This is a genomic window from Acinetobacter sp. V104_13 (assembly GCF_031798995.1).
Classification (GTDB): domain Bacteria; phylum Pseudomonadota; class Gammaproteobacteria; order Pseudomonadales; family Moraxellaceae; genus Acinetobacter; species Acinetobacter pittii.
Genome location: NZ_JAVQNP010000027.1, coordinates 930,352 through 949,095 on the forward strand (window position 1 = coordinate 930,352; position 18,744 = coordinate 949,095).

Consider the following 18,744-nt stretch of genomic DNA (forward strand, 5'->3'; position numbering starts at 1 on the left):
CACAAAGTCTATCTAGAAAATTTATGGTCTTTAGGAAGTGGAGCATCACATGGTTGATCTGTCTTTACGTTGACCATTTTCACAGGCCCATCATTGTAGATTGTTACCTTACAGCCTTTTACGACATATTCCTGTTGAATACCACCGTACATTTCATCCTCAGAAACAGGAGATGCAACGTCACAAGCCTCGTCAGCACGGCATATATCCTCTTGCCCACCTACAGCTTCTGCTCCAGCAGCTTCCATTACATCTACAGCACTCTCCTGTACTTCAGCATCTACAGCTTGTATCTTTGCTGCATACGTATTTGAAAGATTTATCATAAGAAAAATTGCAAGAAATAACTTACTACAGTGATTTATTAGATTCATGAACTATCCATACCTATTAATTGAAATTCGGTACATATCAGGCGATTTTAATTTGCAAGTTAGTGATGCAAAGGGCTTAGTATTATAAGGAGCTATTCTACCCATAATTATACATATAGCAGCAATAGTCGTCCCGAAAGAATTCATCAAACAATTACAAGATATTGACCATTATGATGGTGCATTAACTACACAATATAAAATTAAACTGAAATCAAAATCTGTCTAACTCAATCCAAATTTTTATGTAGGTTAGAATGAGGGGGTAAAATAATAGATATAAAAAAAGCCCCTGCTTTTAACAGGGGCTTTTCGAATTTGGCGGAAGCGGTGAGATTCGAACTCACGGAGGACTCACACCCTCGTCGGTTTTCAAGACCGGTGCATTAAACCGCTCTGCCACGCTTCCATGTGCGTAAGAATACAAAGCTTATTCATTTTATTCAAGAAAAATATCATCGCTTTGTGTTCAAGTGCATATTGTTTCATCAATTTTACAGTTGAGCAGCCAATTCTGCTCCTTCTTTGATCGCACGCTTCGCATCTAGCTCTGCTGCAAGCTTTGCACCACCAATAATATAGTAGTTCGCTATAGTCGACTCACCTTCTTTTGGCATCAAGTCTTTTACCGACTCTTGACCTGCACACACCACCACAGTATCTACACGTAAAAGCTGGTCTTGACCATTGTGCTCAATCCAAAGTCCTTCATCAGTGACTGCTTTATATTGCACACCACGCAGCATACGTACACCATGCTTTTTAAGCTGTGCACGGTGTACCCAACCCGAAGTCTTGCCAAGGCCAATACCGAGTGGTGTGGTTTTACGTTGTAGTAAATAAATTTCACGGATTGCTGGTTCAACTTCTGGCGGCTGCATACCACCTTCAGAAACATAGTTCGGATCTGGGTCTACACCCCATTCACGTTGCCAATCTGCCAAAGGTTGAGGCTGTGGTTGATGTGGCGGTTTAAGTAAAAACTCTGACACGTCAAAACCAATACCACCCGCACCAATCACTGCAACTTTTTGCCCGACTTCTGCCCCTTTTAGAACTTGAGCATAGGAAAGGACTTGTGGTGCGTCACTTCCTTCAATTTTTAATGCGCGAGGGATTACACCTGTTGCAACAATCACTTCATCAAAACCTTCACGTTCAAGTTGTTCACGGTTCACGCGAGTATTTAAACGTACGTCCACTCCAGTTTTTTCCAGTTGGACTTTGAAATAACGAATCGTTTCATGGAATTCTTCTTTACCTGGCACGACCTTGGCAAAGTTAAACTGACCACCTACATCCGAAGTTGCTTCGAACAAAGTGACCGCATGGCCACGGCTTGCCGCAACAGTTGCCGCCGACATACCCGCTACTCCACCGCCCACAACTGCAATTCGCTTAGGCTGTTTAGTCTTTAAATAGACCAGTTCAGTTTCATGGCCTGCACGTGGGTTAACCAAACAAGATACACGCTTATTTTTAAAAGCATGGTCTAAACAAGCTTGGTTACAGGCAATACAGGTATTAATTTCATCAACACGGTTAGTCGCAGTTTTATTTACCCAAAATGCATCGGCCAATAAAGGACGCGCCATTTGAACCATATCTGCTTTACCAGTTGCCAAAATTTCTTCGGCAGTTTCAGGCATGTTAATACGGTTTGAAGCAATAATCGGAATAGAAATATGCTGTTTTACATGAGCAGTGTAGTCAACAAAAGCTGCACGAGGCACAGAGGTTACAATGGTCGGAACACGAGCTTCATGCCAGCCAATGCCGGTATTTAATAAAGTCACCCCTGCTTTTTCTAAAGCTTTTGCAACAGTCACCACTTCTTGCATGGTGTTACCGTCATGGACTAAATCGAGTAAAGACAAGCGGAAACAAATAATAAATTTCTCACCAACTTTGGCACGGATCGCTTTAACAATCTCGACTGGAAAGCGCATACGGTTTTCAATTTCACCACCCCAACGGTCAGTACGCTGGTTCACGTGGCGACTTAAAAACTGGTTAATTAAATAACCTTCCGAACCCATAATTTCGACACCGTCATAACCTGCTTTTTTGGCAATATCGGCGCACTGTGCGTAATCTTCTATTGTGCTCAGAATATTTTTTTCAGAAAGCTGGCGTGGTTTAAAAGGTGAAATTGGAGATTTAATTGCAGTTGAAGACACAACAAACGGCTGGTAACCATAGCGACCTGCATGCAAAATTTGCATTAAGATTTTTGAACCATGTTTATGCACAGCATGTGTAACCAGACGATGCTGTGGAATATCAAATAAGCTATTCATGGTTCCGCCAGCAGGTGCTAACCATCCTTGACGGTTCGGTGAAATACCACCTGTCACAATCAGGCCCACCCCACCTTTTGCACGCTCTTCAAAATAAGCTGCCAGCTTTGGGTAATTGTAAAAACGGTCTTCAAGCCCCGTATGCATAGATCCCATGACCACACGGTTTTTAATGGTAGTGAAGCCCAAATGTAATGGTTTTAATAAATTGGCGTAACTTGTCATGCTGCGTCCCAATATTTTTTGCAACTTGTTGCATAGTACTTTAATACTTTTTTGATAATTTTGGATGACCATACAAAGAAATTTATCGGAGCTTATGGTCAATCCATTTATTTAAGAACAATACTTCATTCACTTCTTCTTATTCTATAAATAGCCTTATATTTTTTATCAAATTAAAACTTCGAATCAGAACAAGTGAATTAATGCTTTTTTTGCGAAAAAAAGCACCATGAATAGTGCTACAATAGCCGCCATTCAGAATTCTCAAGACCGCCTATATGGGGTCTTTTTCATAAATGTTAGGATTAGCAATGACTGATAATGCAACTATCTTGCAGCATGTACCAGTAGGCAAAAAAGTTGGGATTGCCTTCTCCGGAGGCCTAGACACTTCAGCTGCCTTATTGTGGATGAAACAAAAAGGCGCAGAACCTTATGCATATACTGCAAACTTAGGTCAGCCTGATGAAGATGACTACGATGCAATTCCAAAGAAAGCAGAACAATACGGCGCTGTAAAAGCTCGCTTAATTGACTGCCGCTTACAACTTGCGCTTGAAGGTATTGCTGCGATTCAGTGTGGTGCATTCCATATCAGTACAGGTGGTGTTCCTTATTTCAATACGACTCCACTCGGTCGTGCAGTAACAGGTACAATGCTAGTTACCGCAATGAAAGAAGATGACGTAAACATTTGGGGTGACGGTTCAACTTATAAAGGTAACGATATTGAACGTTTCTATCGTTATGGTTTGTTGACTAATCCGAATCTTAAAATTTATAAGCCTTGGTTAGATCAAAACTTCATTGATGAGCTCGGTGGCCGTGCAGAAATGTCACAGTTCCTGATCGACAACGGTTTTGACTACAAAATGTCAAAAGAAAAGGCGTACTCAACTGACTCAAACATGTTGGGTGCAACTCACGAAGCAAAAGATCTTGAATACTTAAATGCTGGTATCAAAATCGTTGACCCAATTATGGGCGTTGCTTTCTGGAAAGATGAAGTTGAAATTACTCCAGAAGAAGTGACTGTACGTTTTGAAGAAGGTGTACCTGTTGCCTTAAACGGTCAAACTTTTGACAATCCGGTTGAGCTTATTCTTGAAGCAAACCGTATTGGTGGCCGTCATGGTTTAGGTATGTCTGACCAAATCGAAAACCGTATTATCGAAGCAAAATCTCGTGGTATTTATGAAGCACCGGGTATGGCTCTTCTTCATATTGCTTATGAGCGTTTGGTTACTGGTATTCATAACGAAGATACGATCGAACAATACCGCATTAACGGTTTACGTTTAGGTCGTTTACTTTACCAAGGCCGCTGGTTCGACTCTCAAGCACTTATGTTGCGTGAAACTGCACAGCGTTGGGTTGCTAAAGCGATTACTGGTGAAGTGACTCTTGAACTTCGTCGTGGTAATGACTACACCATCATGAACACTGAGTCTCCAAACTTAACGTACGAAGCTGAACGTTTAACAATGGAAAAAGGCGATTCAATGTTTACGCCAATGGACCGTATTGGTCAGTTGACTATGCGTAACCTCGACATTACCGATACACGTGCAAAACTTGGTATCTATACAGATGCTGGTTTGCTTTCAATCGGCCAAGGTTCTGCTGTACCACAACTTGATAGCAAGAAAAAATAATTTTCTTACTTAATAAAAAGGCCACCGACACAGGTGGCTTTTTTATTTCAAATATTTGCTCTTAAACAAGTTCTGTCACTTCCAAAGGTTGATAATAAATCTGGTTACGTCCAAGCTGCTTAGCCCGATACAAAGCTTGATCCGCAGCATGAATTAATTTTTCCTGATTTACTTTAAAACCTTCTGTATAAACAGTAAAACCTAAACTAATCGTGACATGCTTAGAGACTAAAGATGCTGCATGAGGAATCGCTTGTCGCTCAATCGCTTTATAAATATTTGCAGCGACGGCATAGGCGCCTTGAGCAGGTGTTTTCGGTAACAGTACGACAAACTCTTCTCCACCATAACGGGCAACAAAATCAACATGCCGAATCGAATTTTTAATTGCAGCGGCAATAGATGAGATGACTTTATCCCCCATTTGGTGTCCATAAAAATCGTTATAATTTTTAAAAAAATCGATATCAATAAATAAAACAGCCAATGGACGCTTTTCTTGCTTTGCACGATAGTAAAAAAAGTCGAACATTTCATCAAAAGTACGTCGATTTGAGATATTAGTCAGTGCATCTTGCTGGCTTAAATGAAGCAATTCAGATGCCTCAATACGTAAAATCTGTTCGTTAAGCTCAGCAAGCTGATTATTTAAAAAGAGACTTCTTTCTCTAGAGGTAAGCATCGTGCTAATTGAAAAACCTAAAATACAACTTCCAAACAGCGCTCTTCCCAAAGCAATAAAATCACAATTCGCTTGCCATAGAATCAGTAGGGAAAAAACACAAAAGGCTGCTGTTAAACCTACATACAGCATATGTAGAGGCTTTATTCCGCTTAAAATAAACCCCAGCATATATAAGAAGGAAAGTAGTAACATCGACTGGTTTTTAAGAGCGACATTTCCTACGCTAAGGAGCAACATTGCATTGATAATGATGGTCAAAAATACAATGCCACATGCAGCGATATAAAAATATTCAGTGAGTTTTTTAAACTTTGCAAAAACCCAAAATAACAGTAGCGCACAAGCAATATTAATTGCACTCAGTAAGCAATAGATGAAGTCCCAAGTAATATAAGGCACCCCTATAACCAAATAGTCTGTAGGTAGAGCCAGCAATATGAAAATGAGATAGGTTAAAACGCCACTTGCTAAGAACTTTGAGATATTCTGTTTAGTTCGCTCAAGATTTAGACACCAGAATTTTTTTTCTAATTGATGTGGCAGAGGAATATTGGCATAACGATGGGTATGTAGAGTTACTAAATATTCTATTTCTTCTTTTGCTTTGAGTAATTCATGTACATTCCCCCTATTTGCCACTACTTGATTCCTGCCTCTCACACATTAACAAAATATAACATTATTTTTTAAGGCCTCTGGTGCTTTATTTTGCCATTTGTCCGTAATTCTCGTTACCATTTTCACACTTTATCGATTATCATTTGTTTTATTTCGAAGTTTGAACTGCCTTGGACTCTATTACCCTGCTCCAGCCAGATGACTGGCATGCACATTTACGTGATGGTTTAGCATTAAAACGTACTGTACCTGATTTGGCCAAACAATTTGCTCGTGCGATCTGTATGCCAAACCTTGTTCCGCCTGTAAAAACTGTGGAAGAAGCACTGGCTTACCGTGAACGTATTCTTGCTCATGTTCCAGAGGGTCTTAACTTTGACCCACGTATGGTGCTTTATTTTACTGATTTCACCTCACCAGATGAAGTTCGTAAAATTAAAGAATCTGGACATGTAAATGCTATTAAACTTTACCCAGCAGGTGCGACCACCAATTCTGATAACGGTGTAAGTGACATTCGTAAAGTTTATGCAGTCATTGAGCAACTAGAAGAGCATCAAGTTCCGTTATTACTTCATGGTGAAGTGACTCATAACCACGTTGATATTTTTGACCGTGAAAAACGCTTCTTAGATGAAGTTTTATCACCGTTATTAAAACAGTTTCCAAAGCTTAAAGTGGTACTTGAACACATCACAACAAGCGATGCTGCACACTTTGTTTTAGAACAAGATCGCAATGTGGCTGCAACGATTACACCTCAGCATTTATTATTTAACCGTAATGATATGTTGGTTGGTGGTATTAAACCGCATTTCTATTGCTTACCAATTTTAAAACGTCAAACTCACCAGACTACTTTGCTTGAAGTTGCAACGAGCGGTAACCCTAAATTTTTCTTGGGTACAGATAGTGCTCCTCACTCGCAAAATGCAAAAGAAAATGCGTGTGGCTGTGCGGGCTGTTATAGTGCGCCTAATGCAATTGAACTTTATGCTCAAGCATTTGATCAAGTAGGTAAACTAGAACGTTTAGAAGGTTTTGCTAGCCACTTTGGTGCAGACTTCTACGGCCTACCACGTAATACTTCTACCATTACTTTGGTAAAAGAAGATAACCTCGTTCCAGAATCTTTTGATTATTTAGATGATCAAAAAATTATCCCGCTGCATGCCGGGAAAACGCTGCAATGGAGAAAAGTGTGACACAAGAAACCTCTGTCCCGGTCATTGGCCAACGTTTTCGTGGCTTCTTACCTGTTGTTGTTGACGTTGAAACGGCAGGTTTTAATGCCCAGACAGATGCATTGCTAGAAATTGCGTGCATTCCAATTGTGTATGATGCTCAGGGACAATTTGTCCCTGGTCCAGCATTTCATGCACATATTAACCCGTTTGAAGGGGCTAATCTCGATCGTCGTTCGCTGGACTTTATTGGTATTGATCCATTCAATCCAATGCGTATTGCAATGGCTGAAGATGAGCGCACTGCATTACGCCGTATTTTTAAATCGGTGAATGAAGTCCGTAAACAGCAACACTGTACACATGCAGTCTTAGTGGGCCACAATGCGCATTTTGACCTTGGTTTTGTACAAGCAGCAATTGCGCGTACAAGTACAAAAAACCAAAACCCATTTCATAGCTTTTCTGTGATGGATACGGTTACTTTGAGTGCTGTTATGTTTGGACAAACTGTGCTTGCGAAAGCATGTATTCAAGCTGGAATTGAGTTCGATGGCAAAGAAGCACACTCTGCTTTGTACGATACTCAGAAGACTGCTGAACTGTTTTGCTATATTTTGAACAAACTGTCACCTTACCTCCTTGACAGTTTGGTGGCGGCTTCTTAAGATACCGCCATCCTCAACGTCCCTATCGTCTAGAGGCCTAGGACATCGCCCTTTCACGGCGGTAACCGGGGTTCGAATCCCCGTAGGGACGCCATATTTTTTCTATCTATAAAGAATCCTATCTCCAAATTATTTTATCTCACTTCAAATATCATCCATGAGATAAACTTCTTATTTTCAAAATCAAGAATTCAGCTTTGCTTCATCAATATGTTGAGTCGGTTGTACACTTGGATCATCTCTCTCAATAATTATTGCATCAGCAACTAACTTTGTTTTTGTTAAATCTGGTTCTATTGAAACTTGAGCTAATGAACTCGATGCAATATTAAAATCACTATGTATTTGTGCCAATTCTGGTGTTCGTTTATAGCGTATGACTTTAAAACCAGCTTCTTGAATTAAAGCATCTCGCTCTGCATCAAGGTTTTCTTTCCCCTTATGGCTAGAATCATCCAGTTCAACAATAGCAACTATATTAAATGCTTTATCCAACACAACAAAATCAGCAACTTTGCGATTAAATAAATTACGCGTCGCGTATCCTTGTGCTGTCATAAAAGCACTGAAAGCAACTTGCGCCAAAATAATATGTTCGGGCAAAGCTTCCTTTAGTTTCATAAAAGTAGGTTGTTCATTCATAGTAATGATACGCTTTCCCTTAATTGGGTTACGTTTTGCATTTCTATTTTTGCTTTCCCCTTTCTTTAAAACATTTAAAATTGCCAATATCATCATGGCTATTAAAAATATACCAACAATCGCAAACATCGAATTTCCCCTAAATAAATATAAAAACTATTTTGATTTTCAAAAATACAATTAGAAACGGCTAGCTATAAATTATTTATTTGATTTTAAAAGCTATTATTCTATGTACTTCATACTCTATTTTAGTCTGTAATTTATAATTATTTAAACTAATCAATTCTTTTTGTTTAATTTTTTGCCATTTGTATTTCCAAATAAAATACACTTGTACATATATATCACCGATCCAGTATTTCCTTTACATAGATTTACAATATAATAATTCTTATTTTTATACTGATATTTATTATCAACAAGGTTTTAAATGGATCTTAAGCTTCGCCTCCTCTCCCTGAGCATCGCTCAACTCTGCTGTATCTCAAGTGCTTTCGCAGAAACCCATAACTCCTCAACAACGCTCGCTACCATTAAGATTAAAGCCCAACAAGCTGCCGACCAAGCTTATAAAGTCGATAGTTCAAATAGTGCAACACGTAGTGAAGTCGCATTAAAAGATACACCTCAATCTGTCAGTGTAGTGACTCAAAAAGTAATTGAAGATATTGGCGCGACACGTTTGATTGAAGCGCTTGATTTAGCTGGCGGTGTTACTCGTGCTAATAACTTTGGTGGTCAAGGGTTAACAGGCTTTAACCTTCGTGGTTTCACTAGCGGTGAATTCTATCGTAATGGATTCCCAATTAACCGTGGTTATCCAAATGCTCCAGATAGTAACACTATTGAACGTGTAGACGTTTTACGTGGCCCCTCTTCTAGCTTATATGGCCGTGGTGACCCAGGTGGTACGTTTAACTTAATTTCTAAAACACCGAAGTCTGAGCAACAAACCACTTTAGGTGCTCAGCTCAGTAGTGAAGGTTTATATCGCACTACGGTAGATACCACAGGTACTATCCCTAATACAGAAAATATAGGTTATCGCCTAAATGTGATTGCAGAAGGCGGTGATAGTTATCGCGATCATGTCGAGTCCAAACGATATGGAATTGCACCAGTCATTCAATGGCAAGCTTCTGACGCAACCAAAGTTACTTTTGAAGCGGATATTTTACGAAATCAGCATCCACTTGATCGTGGCCAAACACGTTATGCAGGCCAGAAGTCTTTTAATAGTTCACCCGAAACCTATTTGTGGGAAACAGGTAAATACAACAACCGACTCTACAATGATAACAATATGACTCAATTACGAGTCGAGCACGACCTTGGGAATGACTGGAAGCTAAATGCTGGTGTGCAATATTTAAATGGCAAATTGCATGGCTATGCGGTAGAGGCAAATGGCATTCAAGATGACGGAGAAACTTTAAACCGAAATTACAACTACCGCGAATTAAAATGGCAAGATACCGATGCCCAAATTAACCTTACAGGCAATTTCCAGCTTTTAGGTCTAGCTCATACTTTAGTGACTGGGCTTGAATATGAAAACTATGATTATAAATCATATATTATTCGTTCAGATGCTAAGTCAAATAACTACCCGATCAATATTTATGATCCAGTTTTAGGTCAACCTCTACCTGAGCTTAAAAACATTACGACCCATGACCGTGAAAATTTAAAAACAACTGCTCTTTTTGTACAAGATCAAATCGATTTAAATGAGCGTTTAAGTGCACTGCTGGGCTTGCGTTTTGAGCACTACGAACATGATTACAAAAATCTTTTACCGAATACTGCAAACTGGAATACCAGTCATGACGCATTTATTCCGCGTTTAGGTTTAGTTTTTAAAGCCCGTGATGACCTTTCAATCTATAGCAATGCTGCGAAATCTTTTAAACCTAACACTGGTGCTAGCCGTAATGGAGAAAGTTTTGACCCAGAAGAAGGTATGGCTTATGAGTTAGGCTTTAAATGGCTGGCACTCGACAATATGTTGTCGGTTGACTCTGCGATTTTCTATGCAGAAAAAGAAAATGTCTTAACTCTCGATCCTGTAGATTCAGCCTATAAAGTTGCTGCTGGTGAAGTTCGTAGCCAAGGCATTGAGCTAAACGTTGCAGGACAAATCACTCCAGCTTGGAAAATTATTGGTGGATATACCTATACAGATGCAGAAGTCAGCAAAGATAATACTTTGAAAAAAGGAACCACTTTAGCCAATATTCCAAAGAATAGTTTTAATCTGTTAAATATCTATGAATTTCAAGATGGCCCTTTACAAGGCTTAGGTCTAGGCATTAATCAAAAATATATTGATAAGCGTGCAGGTCAAACAGCCAATAGCACTTATACAATGAAAGGTTATGCTGTTACAGATTTAGTTTCTTATTATCAGGCAACACCAAAACTTCGTATTAACTTAGATCTGAAAAATCTTTTTGACAAAGTTTATGATGAAAGCGCTTTCAATCTATATGCATATCCGGGTGAATCACGTACTGTTCAATTAGGTATGAGCTATACGTTCTAAACTCTAAAGACACTTAATAGACAGCCGTTTCACAGCGATAACCTAGCTTAAAATCTTACTAGGGATATCAAATACTAAAAAGCCACTGCTTTTTTAAGGTAGTGGTTTTTTATTAAGCTGCTCTTATATAGAAACATAATTTATTGATTTATTAATATTTTTATAATTAAATTATGTTCTATACTCAACATAGATCAAAACTATAATTTGAACATGACATGCAAATTCGATTATTTCACCTAAAAAATTCGCGCTCTCAACGCATCATTTGGTTTTTAGAAGAATTAGAACTCAACTATCAGCTCACTATTAAAGATCATTCAGTGATAGGCAAAGATAAAAACTCACCTCATCAATTATCAAAATTTCCAACTATCGAAATTATTAAACAAGAAAAGACTTCAGTCTTAGCTGAAACCTCAGCAATTTTAGAGTACCTATCTCATTTACACCCACAATTGGGACCAAACAGCCTATCAAGCCAACAACTCCTAAATTTTTATTATTGGAAAAATTATTGCGAGGCAACATTTATTCCCGATTTAGTACTCAAACAAATCTTTCACCAAATTGTAAAGCGTACGCCTTTCCCGGTCCGTTTCGTTCCAAAGTTTTTAAAATATGGATTCGATCAAGGCTATCTCAATCAATCGTTACAACGACAAATGAAAATGATTGATGAACATTTAGAGCAACACTTATGGTTTGCTGGAGATCAGTTTACTATTGCTGATATTTTGATGTGGTTCCCATTATTAGCTTGCTCACAAAATTATAGCCACTTTAAACATATACACTGTTATCTTGCCCAAATAGAAAACAGACCCGCCTTTAACAATGCTTTAATTAAAGGCCAATGGTCTGCTTCTACATTTAACGCTTATTGGACGACTGCATGGTAATGAAATTATGCAGACTTACGTGAATTAACTTGTCCTTGAATCACCGCTTTAATATTGCCTTTGGCGTAATTTAAAAACACTACCAGTGGTGAAAGTTTTGGATTTGGCTTTTTACCCTTGCCAATCGTTTTAAACTGAGCGGCATACCAAATAATTTCCATAATTGCCATCTTATCGACAAATGGTAAGCCTGTTTTAATCGGTTTTACAGCATAGCGAACATCTTGCCCTGCAATTAAACGTTCTGTTAAATCGGTTTCAACTGCAAATGGACGAGCAATACCAATAAAGTCACATGCACCACTTTCAAGTGCGGCATTCATGCCTTCTACAGTACGGAAACCGCCTGTCACCATGAGTTTACAATTAACATGCTGGCGGATTTTCTCTGCAAAATCTAAAAAGTATGCTTCGCGCGCAATCGTACTTGCTTTACGTTTGTCGGCCTTAGCTCCAGCCATTGCTGGTGCCTCGTAAGTACCGCCTGAAATTTCAATTAAATCGATACCAGCTTCATCCACTGCTTTAAACACTGAAATAACGTCTTCTTCGCTAATACCACCACGCTGGAAATCAGCCGAGTTAAGCTTCACTGAAATGATAAAATTATCTGAAGTTGCCTCACGTACCGCTTTATAAACTTCTAGTAAAAAACGAGTACGATTCTCAACTGAACCGCCCCACTGATCTGTACGCTTATTGGTTAATGGCGATAAAAACTGGCTAATTAAATAACCATGTGCGCCATGTAATTGTACTCCCTCAAAACCTGCTTTTTCACAAATGTGAGCTGCTGTCGCAAAACGTTTAATAATATCTAGAATTTCGTCATGAGTAAGTTCACGTGGCGTTCCAAACATGGTTGCTAAAGCTGGGCTAAAAGGTACGGCTGAAGGCGCTACAGTTTCTTTATTTAAACCTTTTGGACACTGACGACCTGGATGCGATAATTGAATCAACTGAACCATGCCATATTTTTTACCTAATGCCGCCCATTCTTTTAAGCGCTCTAGGTCGCGTTCAGTTTCAATAACAACAACACCTGGTTCATTTTTTGCGCCGGCATTTACCATGACGTTGCCAGTAATGGCACAGCCAAGCTCACCTTTTGCCCATGCACCATATAAACCCAAATGTAAGTCATTTGGTTGGCCTTCATAATTTGCAAGTGCCTCACTCATTGCACCTTTAATAATTCGGTTTTTAAAGGTGGTATTGCGAATTGTGATGGGTTCAGCAATCTGGTTCATGGTTAACCTCTGTTCTTTGAATTTTAGAGCAATTACTCTAATTTAAATGAGTTATTGGGCATGTCAAGTCATAATCGATAACTGACAATAGCACATGTCAATTTTAAAAAATATAAAAATATGCAACTTTTTGCATTAGAAGTTTAACCAAAATTTATTTATATAAAACAATCAATTAATAAATATCTTTAAAAGGATGCTTTAATTAACTGTTTCGTATATTCACTGTTAGGCTTAGAAAATAAGAGTTCAGTTTCCTGATATTCAACAACTTTTGCATGACGTAATACCATCACTTTATGGCATAGTGCTTTTACTATATTGAGATCATGACTAATGAAAATATAATTTAACTGCTCAGTTTGCTGTAATTGTCTCAACAGCTTGATCATGGCTTTTTGCGTGGTCCTATCTAAGGCCGCCGTAGGTTCATCCAGAATTAAAAGTTTAGGCCGAACCACTAAAGCTCTGGCTAAGGCGACACGTTGACGTTGTCCGCCTGAAAGTTCATGAGGGTAACGATGTTGAAAATCTTCAGCCAATTCAACTTTTACCAATACAGATTCTACTTGCTTTTTGATCTCGTTATCAGCTACTGCTTTCACTTTCAATCCTTCAGCAATAATCTGCCCTACTGTCATACGCGAGTTTAAACTTCCAACTGGGTCTTGGAATACAAGTTGAAAATCTGATCTCATCAAACGTAGGGCTTTGAGCTGTAGCTGATTCAAATCTTGCCCTAAAAAAACAATCTGCCCTTCACTTTTAATAAGTCGGACCAAAGCGAGGGCTAAAGATGACTTACCAGCACCACTTTCACCAACTACCCCAAGCGATTCACCTTGAGCAAGATCAAAACTCAAATCTTCTATTGCGGTGAAATACCCTTGAATGCGATTTAAAATTCCTTTTCTTATAGGAAACTGCACGCTGAGCTGTCGAACTGATAAAACATTCTGTTGAGCCGGTCTAAATTCTACTTTTCCAAAATCATGATCTAATAATTCTGCTGTATAACTTGTTTTAGGATTTGCAAAGATTTGGCTCAGTTCACCTTGCTCTACTACACGCCCTCTTTGCAATACAATAAGTTTCTCAGCATAGCGGTGCACTAAATTGAGGTCATGGCTAATTAAAATAAGTGCCATTCCATATTTTGCTTGCAAAGATTTTAATAGCTCTAAAATCTGTATCTGTAAAACCACATCCAACGCAGTAGTAGGTTCATCAGCAATCAAAATTTTAGGCCGAAGCGCCAATGTCATCGCGATCATGACACGTTGTCTTTGCCCACCAGAAAGCTCATGAGGATAACGTTTTAATATTTGTTCTGGTTCAACAATTCCAACATCTTTTAGTAATTCAACTATTTGCTGTCGAACTTCAAGTTTTGAAAAACCAGATAAAAGAAGATTTTCCCCTATAATTTTTTCAACCCGATGGAGCGGATTTAATGCAGCAGCAGGCTCTTGAAAAATCATAGCGATTTGTCGACTACGTAAATTTGATTGAGCTCTTTCATCTAGCTCAAGCATATTTTGTGGACCAATCCAGACCTGTCCCGTTATTTCTAATTTATCTTGTAGCAACCCCATTATTGCTAAGCAGCTCATCGATTTACCTGAACCACTTTCGCCCACAACAGCCAGTGTTTCCCCTTCACTTAAGTAAAAATTCAGGTCATCTAATAAAACTCTTTGATTTTTGGTTTGAACCGAAAGATGCTCTACTTTTAATAATGTTGAAGTGGGATTTAAATTATTTTCTTGGGTCAAAAGCATCGCGAGCCGCCTCCCCAATATAGATTAAAAGTGAAAGAACAATCGCTAGACTAAAAAAGCCTGAAATTGCTAGCCATGGCGCATCTAAATTATTTTTACCTTGAAGCAATAATTCACCTAAAGAGGCAGCATCAGGTGGCAGTCCATATCCTAAAAAATCAAGAGCAGTTAAAGCGCTAATATTAGTTGTTAAAATAAAAGGTAACTGAGACAAACTCGAACTGATCGCATTTGGCAAAATATGCCTAAAAATAATCGCGCGATCAGTCACTCCCAAAACTTGGGCTGCACGAACATAATCAAGCTGGCGAGCTTTCAAAAATTCTGCTCTAACGATGCCCACCAAAACAGTCCAGCCGAAAAACAACATAATGAAAAATAGCCAATATACATTTGGAACAAACATACTGACTAAAATCATGACCATAAAAAGCATGGGTAAGCCATTCCAGACTTCAACTAAACGTTGCCCCAATAAATCGACCCAGCCGCCATAATAGCCTTGAATAGCGCCTACCGTAATTCCAAATAAAGCAGAACAAAAGGTTAAGGCTAAGCCAAAAAGCAACGATACTCTTAAGCCATAAAGAATACGCGCAAGAACATCCCTTCCTTGATCATCTGTTCCCAACCAGTTTTGCTTGGAAGGTGGTGATGGCACAGGAACTGCCAAATCTAAATTGGGCGTTTGATATGAAAATTGGATGAGAGGCCAAACCGTCCATCCCTTAGTATTAATAAGCGCTTGTACAGCAGGGTCTTTATAATCAGCTTCTGTTTCAAACACTCCACCAAACACAGTTTCAGGATAAGTTTTCAACACAGGCAAATAGTAAGAATCTTCATACTTCACTAACAGCGGTTTATCGTTAGCAATCAACTCCGCGGCTAATGACAAAAACAAAATTAGACTAAATAAAATAAAGCTGGCCCAGCCCAATTTATGCTGTCTAAAACGCTGTAATCGTGTTCGCACAATCAAAGACATTATTTGCCTCCTTGCGCATCAAAGTGAATTCGTGGATCAATCCATTGGTACAACACATCACAAATGAGACGTAAAATTAGGCTAAATAAAGTAAAGAAAAATAAAACACCAAAAATAACAGGATAATCACGTTGGACAATAGCTTCAAAGCCCAACAAACCCACCCCATCTAGATGAAAGATAATTTCTACAAATAGGTTACCTACAAAGAAAATACCTGCTAACGCTTCTGGCAATCCTGCGAGCACAACTAAAATGGCATTACGCAAGACATGCTTATATAAGACCTGTTGGCTGTTCAACCCTTTTGCATAGGCTGCCAAAACGTAGGGTTTATTGAGTTCTTCTAAAAATGAGTATTTAGTTAAATAAGTTAAACTGGCAAAACCGCCTAATACCATGGTAATCAGTGGTAAAGTCATATGCCATAAATAATCAGTAACTTTGCCCCAAAGACTAAATTGATGAAAATTATCTGAGACTAAATTTTGTAATGGAAACCATTGAAAATAAGACCCGCCTGCAAAAAAAACAACTAACAAAATCGCAAATACAAAACTTGGTACAGCGTACCCCACCACAAGCACTAAAGAAGTTGATCGATCAAACCAAGAGCCCTGCTGTTTTGCCTTTTTAATTCCCAGCGGAATAGAAATGAGATAAATGAGTAAAGTACTCACCAGCCCAAGTGAAATGGAAACAGGCATTTTTTCCCACAACAATTGCACAACAGGTTTATCTTTAAAGAAACTTTGTCCGAAATCTAAAGTTAAATAGCCTTTTAACATCAAGAAAAACCGTTCAGGTGCAGAACGATCAAAGCCATACTGTGCCTTAATTTGTTCAACCATTTCAGGGCTTAAACCTTGAGCACCTTGATAATAAGTTTCTGCACTTAATGCACGACCAATTCCCAAATCGCTTTGTGCCTGATGTATTGCTTGCTCAACTGGTCCACCCGGTGCAATTTGCACAACCACAAAATTAATCAATAGAATGACGAATAATGTGGGAATCATTAAAAGAAGTCGCTTGAGAATATATGAACCCATATAACAGGATTTCCTTTATGGCAGGTGCTTTTTATTGTTGATGTAGATATTTGGCAACTTTTTTGGCTTTGTTTGCATCACTCCACCAATATTCTATCCCAGAAGAAAGTGCTGGTTTAATTTTAGGTTGTTGATACATATTCCAATAAGCATACCAGTTTTCACCTTTACCATAGGTCGGAATTTGATAATAACCAGCTCTAAGCAATCGATCGAGAATGCGAGTATAAATAACCTGCTGTTCACGATTTTTACTCGCAACGAGTTTTGAAATCACTTGATCAATTACTGGGTTGCGGATTCCCGCATAATTGTAATTTCCATCCTGAGCTGCGGCGATACTCCCCCAGAACTGAGTTTGTTCATTTCCCGGATTGAGAGATTGCGGCAAATTCATTGTGGTCATATCAAAATCGTAACGGCGAGTTCGTTCTAAATATTGCGGAGCATCAACCTGACGCAAATTAACTGCAATACCTAACTTTTTTAAGTTACGAATAAAAGGTAAAAGTGTTCGTTGTTTACCATCTTGCTGAATTAAAAACTCAAGCTGAACTTTTTTTCCTTCAGGTGTAAATAGCTGTCCTTCTTTAACTTTATAGCCAGCTTGTATCAGTAATTGCCGTGCCGTTAATAAATTCTGACGATTGAAACCACTCGCATCCGACACTGGATATTTCCAATCTGCTAACACACCTTGCTGCATGAGTGAAGATAACTTAGGTAATAACGGTTTTAACAACTCTAATTCAGTTTTTGAAGGTCGACCTGTTGCTGCTAATTCACTATTTTCAAAATAACTTTGTAGGCGCTGATATTGTCCATAAAACAAAGCTTTATTCTGCCATTCAAAGTCATAAGCATAGGTTAAAGCTTGTCTAAAACGAATATCATTCAAAGGTTTTCGTCGTGTATTAAAAACATAGCTTTCAGTGGCAATAGGATTATGGTGACGAAACTTATATTGAGTAACCAACCCTGCTTTTACGGCTGGAAACCGGTAATCAGTTACCCATTTTTTAGGATTAGTTTCTTCATGCAAAGTGTATTGCCCAGATTTAAATCCTTCAAAAGCAATATCCCAATTTCGATAATAAACATATCTCAAGCGGTCAAAGTTATAACGCCCTTTGTTAATAGGCAAATCTTTTGCCCAATAATTTGGATTTCTTTTATAGCTAATGCTTCTACCCGGATCAACTCGTTCAACTACATATGGCCCCGAACCAATAATCGGTTGTAGGGTAATTCGGCTAAAATCTCTTTTTTGCCAATCTACTTTTGAATAAATGGGTAAGGTTGCCAAAATGAATGGCATTTTAGGATTATGTGTAGACTTAAAAATAAACTTTACTTGATGAGCATTTATTACTTCTGTTTTTGCTAAATCAGCAAGGTACATTTGCAAACCTAAATTAGATTTAGTCTGATAGGCATCAAAACTAAATTTAACATCTGCCGCAGTGACTGGCTGCCCATTACTAAAACGCGCTTTAGGGTTTAAATAGAAAGTCACTGATTGCGTTTTTTCTGGGTCATAACTCACTTTCTGAGCCAAAAGCGGATATAAAACTCCAACCTCATCAAGTGATTGAGTCATTAAGGTATCAAAAAGATAATTCACGCCTTCTGTAGCATTCCCCTTACCATTCATACTATTGAGGTTATCAAAAGTTCCTTGAGCTGCCTGACTTAATAGGCCACCTTTAGGGGCATTTGGGTTTGCATATGGCATAGCCATCATTTCTAAATATTTAGGCTTAGAATGAATCGCTATATATGAGGTGGTTTGTTGTGCAGAAAAAACACTATGGGAAATGACACTGAGCCCGACTAGCAGGCTCAGTTGAAAATTGAATTTATGCATAAATG

General features: G+C 38.6%; 14 protein-coding genes and 2 tRNA genes. 6 read left to right on the top strand and 10 right to left on the bottom strand.

All coding sequences use genetic code 11. From position 1 onward, the window contains the following. Positions 1-8: 8 nt before the first annotated feature. From RMB06_RS17170 to RMB06_RS17180, 3 genes are all read right to left on the bottom strand, one after another. Positions 9-326, bottom strand: a complete 318-nt coding sequence (locus tag RMB06_RS17170) for a hypothetical protein (protein WP_014206119.1) — start codon at positions 324-326, stop codon at positions 9-11. 367 nt (positions 327-693) lie between these two features. Then, a tRNA-Ser gene (locus RMB06_RS17175) sits at positions 694-783 on the bottom strand. A gap of 85 nt (positions 784-868) precedes the next feature. Continuing rightward, a complete protein-coding gene (locus tag RMB06_RS17180) occupies positions 869-2,899 on the bottom strand; it encodes an NADPH-dependent 2,4-dienoyl-CoA reductase (RefSeq protein ID WP_311080508.1) in 2,031 nt (676 codons plus the stop codon). A gap of 296 nt (positions 2,900-3,195) precedes the next feature. Here RMB06_RS17180 and argG point away from each other — a divergent pair, with 296 nt between their 5' ends. Next, entirely contained in the window at positions 3,196-4,554 is a 1,359-nt protein-coding gene (argG, locus tag RMB06_RS17185) for an argininosuccinate synthase (RefSeq protein WP_014206117.1), read from the top strand. A 61-nt stretch (positions 4,555-4,615) separates the two neighbouring features. On the opposite strand, the gene RMB06_RS17190 is transcribed toward argG, so the two are convergent. After that, a complete protein-coding gene (locus RMB06_RS17190; RefSeq protein WP_069036846.1) occupies positions 4,616-5,878 on the bottom strand; it encodes a diguanylate cyclase in 1,263 nt (420 codons plus the stop codon). A 149-nt stretch (positions 5,879-6,027) separates the two neighbouring features. Between RMB06_RS17190 and pyrC the strand changes: the two genes are divergently transcribed. From pyrC to RMB06_RS17205, 3 genes are all read left to right on the top strand, one after another. Beyond that, positions 6,028-7,062: a dihydroorotase gene (gene pyrC / locus RMB06_RS17195; RefSeq protein WP_005070491.1), complete on the top strand. Its 1,035-nt coding sequence runs from the start codon at positions 6,028-6,030 to the stop codon at positions 7,060-7,062. Further along, positions 7,047-7,709, top strand: coding sequence for a ribonuclease T (rnt, locus tag RMB06_RS17200; protein WP_002117536.1), 663 nt, complete (start codon positions 7,047-7,049; stop codon positions 7,707-7,709). The genes pyrC and rnt overlap by 16 nt, the downstream gene beginning before the upstream one ends. An 18-nt stretch (positions 7,710-7,727) precedes the next feature. Beyond that, positions 7,728-7,803, top strand: a tRNA-Glu gene (locus RMB06_RS17205). A gap of 89 nt (positions 7,804-7,892) precedes the next feature. On the opposite strand, the gene RMB06_RS17210 is transcribed toward RMB06_RS17205, so the two are convergent. Then, positions 7,893-8,480 (bottom strand): DUF2726 domain-containing protein, encoded by a 588-nt coding sequence (locus RMB06_RS17210; RefSeq protein WP_311080513.1) that lies wholly within the window; start codon positions 8,478-8,480, stop codon positions 7,893-7,895. 304 nt (positions 8,481-8,784) lie between these two features. On the opposite strand from RMB06_RS17210, the gene RMB06_RS17215 reads away from it, so the two are divergent. Both RMB06_RS17215 and RMB06_RS17220 read left to right on the top strand, forming a co-directional pair. Further along, positions 8,785-10,899 carry a TonB-dependent receptor gene (locus RMB06_RS17215; RefSeq protein WP_311080515.1) on the top strand — a complete coding sequence of 705 codons (2,115 nt, stop codon included), beginning with the start codon at positions 8,785-8,787 and terminating at the stop codon, positions 10,897-10,899. A 218-nt stretch (positions 10,900-11,117) separates the two neighbouring features. After that, a complete protein-coding gene (locus tag RMB06_RS17220) occupies positions 11,118-11,801 on the top strand; it encodes a glutathione binding-like protein (protein WP_311080518.1) in 684 nt (227 codons plus the stop codon). A gap of 5 nt (positions 11,802-11,806) precedes the next feature. On the opposite strand, the gene RMB06_RS17225 is transcribed toward RMB06_RS17220, so the two are convergent. From RMB06_RS17225 to RMB06_RS17245, 5 genes are all read right to left on the bottom strand, one after another. Continuing rightward, entirely contained in the window at positions 11,807-13,051 is a 1,245-nt protein-coding gene (locus tag RMB06_RS17225) for an NADH:flavin oxidoreductase/NADH oxidase family protein (protein ID WP_311080520.1), read from the bottom strand. A 188-nt stretch (positions 13,052-13,239) separates the two neighbouring features. Continuing rightward, on the bottom strand, positions 13,240-14,832 hold the full coding sequence (locus RMB06_RS17230; RefSeq protein ID WP_311080522.1) for a dipeptide ABC transporter ATP-binding protein: 1,593 nt from the start codon (positions 14,830-14,832) through the stop codon (positions 13,240-13,242). Further along, entirely contained in the window at positions 14,810-15,820 is a 1,011-nt protein-coding gene (locus tag RMB06_RS17235; protein WP_311080524.1) for an ABC transporter permease, read from the bottom strand. Before RMB06_RS17235 ends, RMB06_RS17230 begins: the two co-directional genes overlap by 23 nt. Then, complete coding sequence (locus tag RMB06_RS17240; RefSeq protein ID WP_311080526.1) at positions 15,820-16,872, bottom strand: ABC transporter permease subunit; 1,053 nt, start codon at positions 16,870-16,872, stop codon at positions 15,820-15,822. The genes RMB06_RS17235 and RMB06_RS17240 overlap by 1 nt, the downstream gene beginning before the upstream one ends. A 31-nt stretch (positions 16,873-16,903) precedes the next feature. Next, positions 16,904-18,739 carry an extracellular solute-binding protein gene (locus RMB06_RS17245; RefSeq protein WP_311080528.1) on the bottom strand — a complete coding sequence of 612 codons (1,836 nt, stop codon included), beginning with the start codon at positions 18,737-18,739 and terminating at the stop codon, positions 16,904-16,906. Positions 18,740-18,744 lie beyond the last annotated feature (5 nt).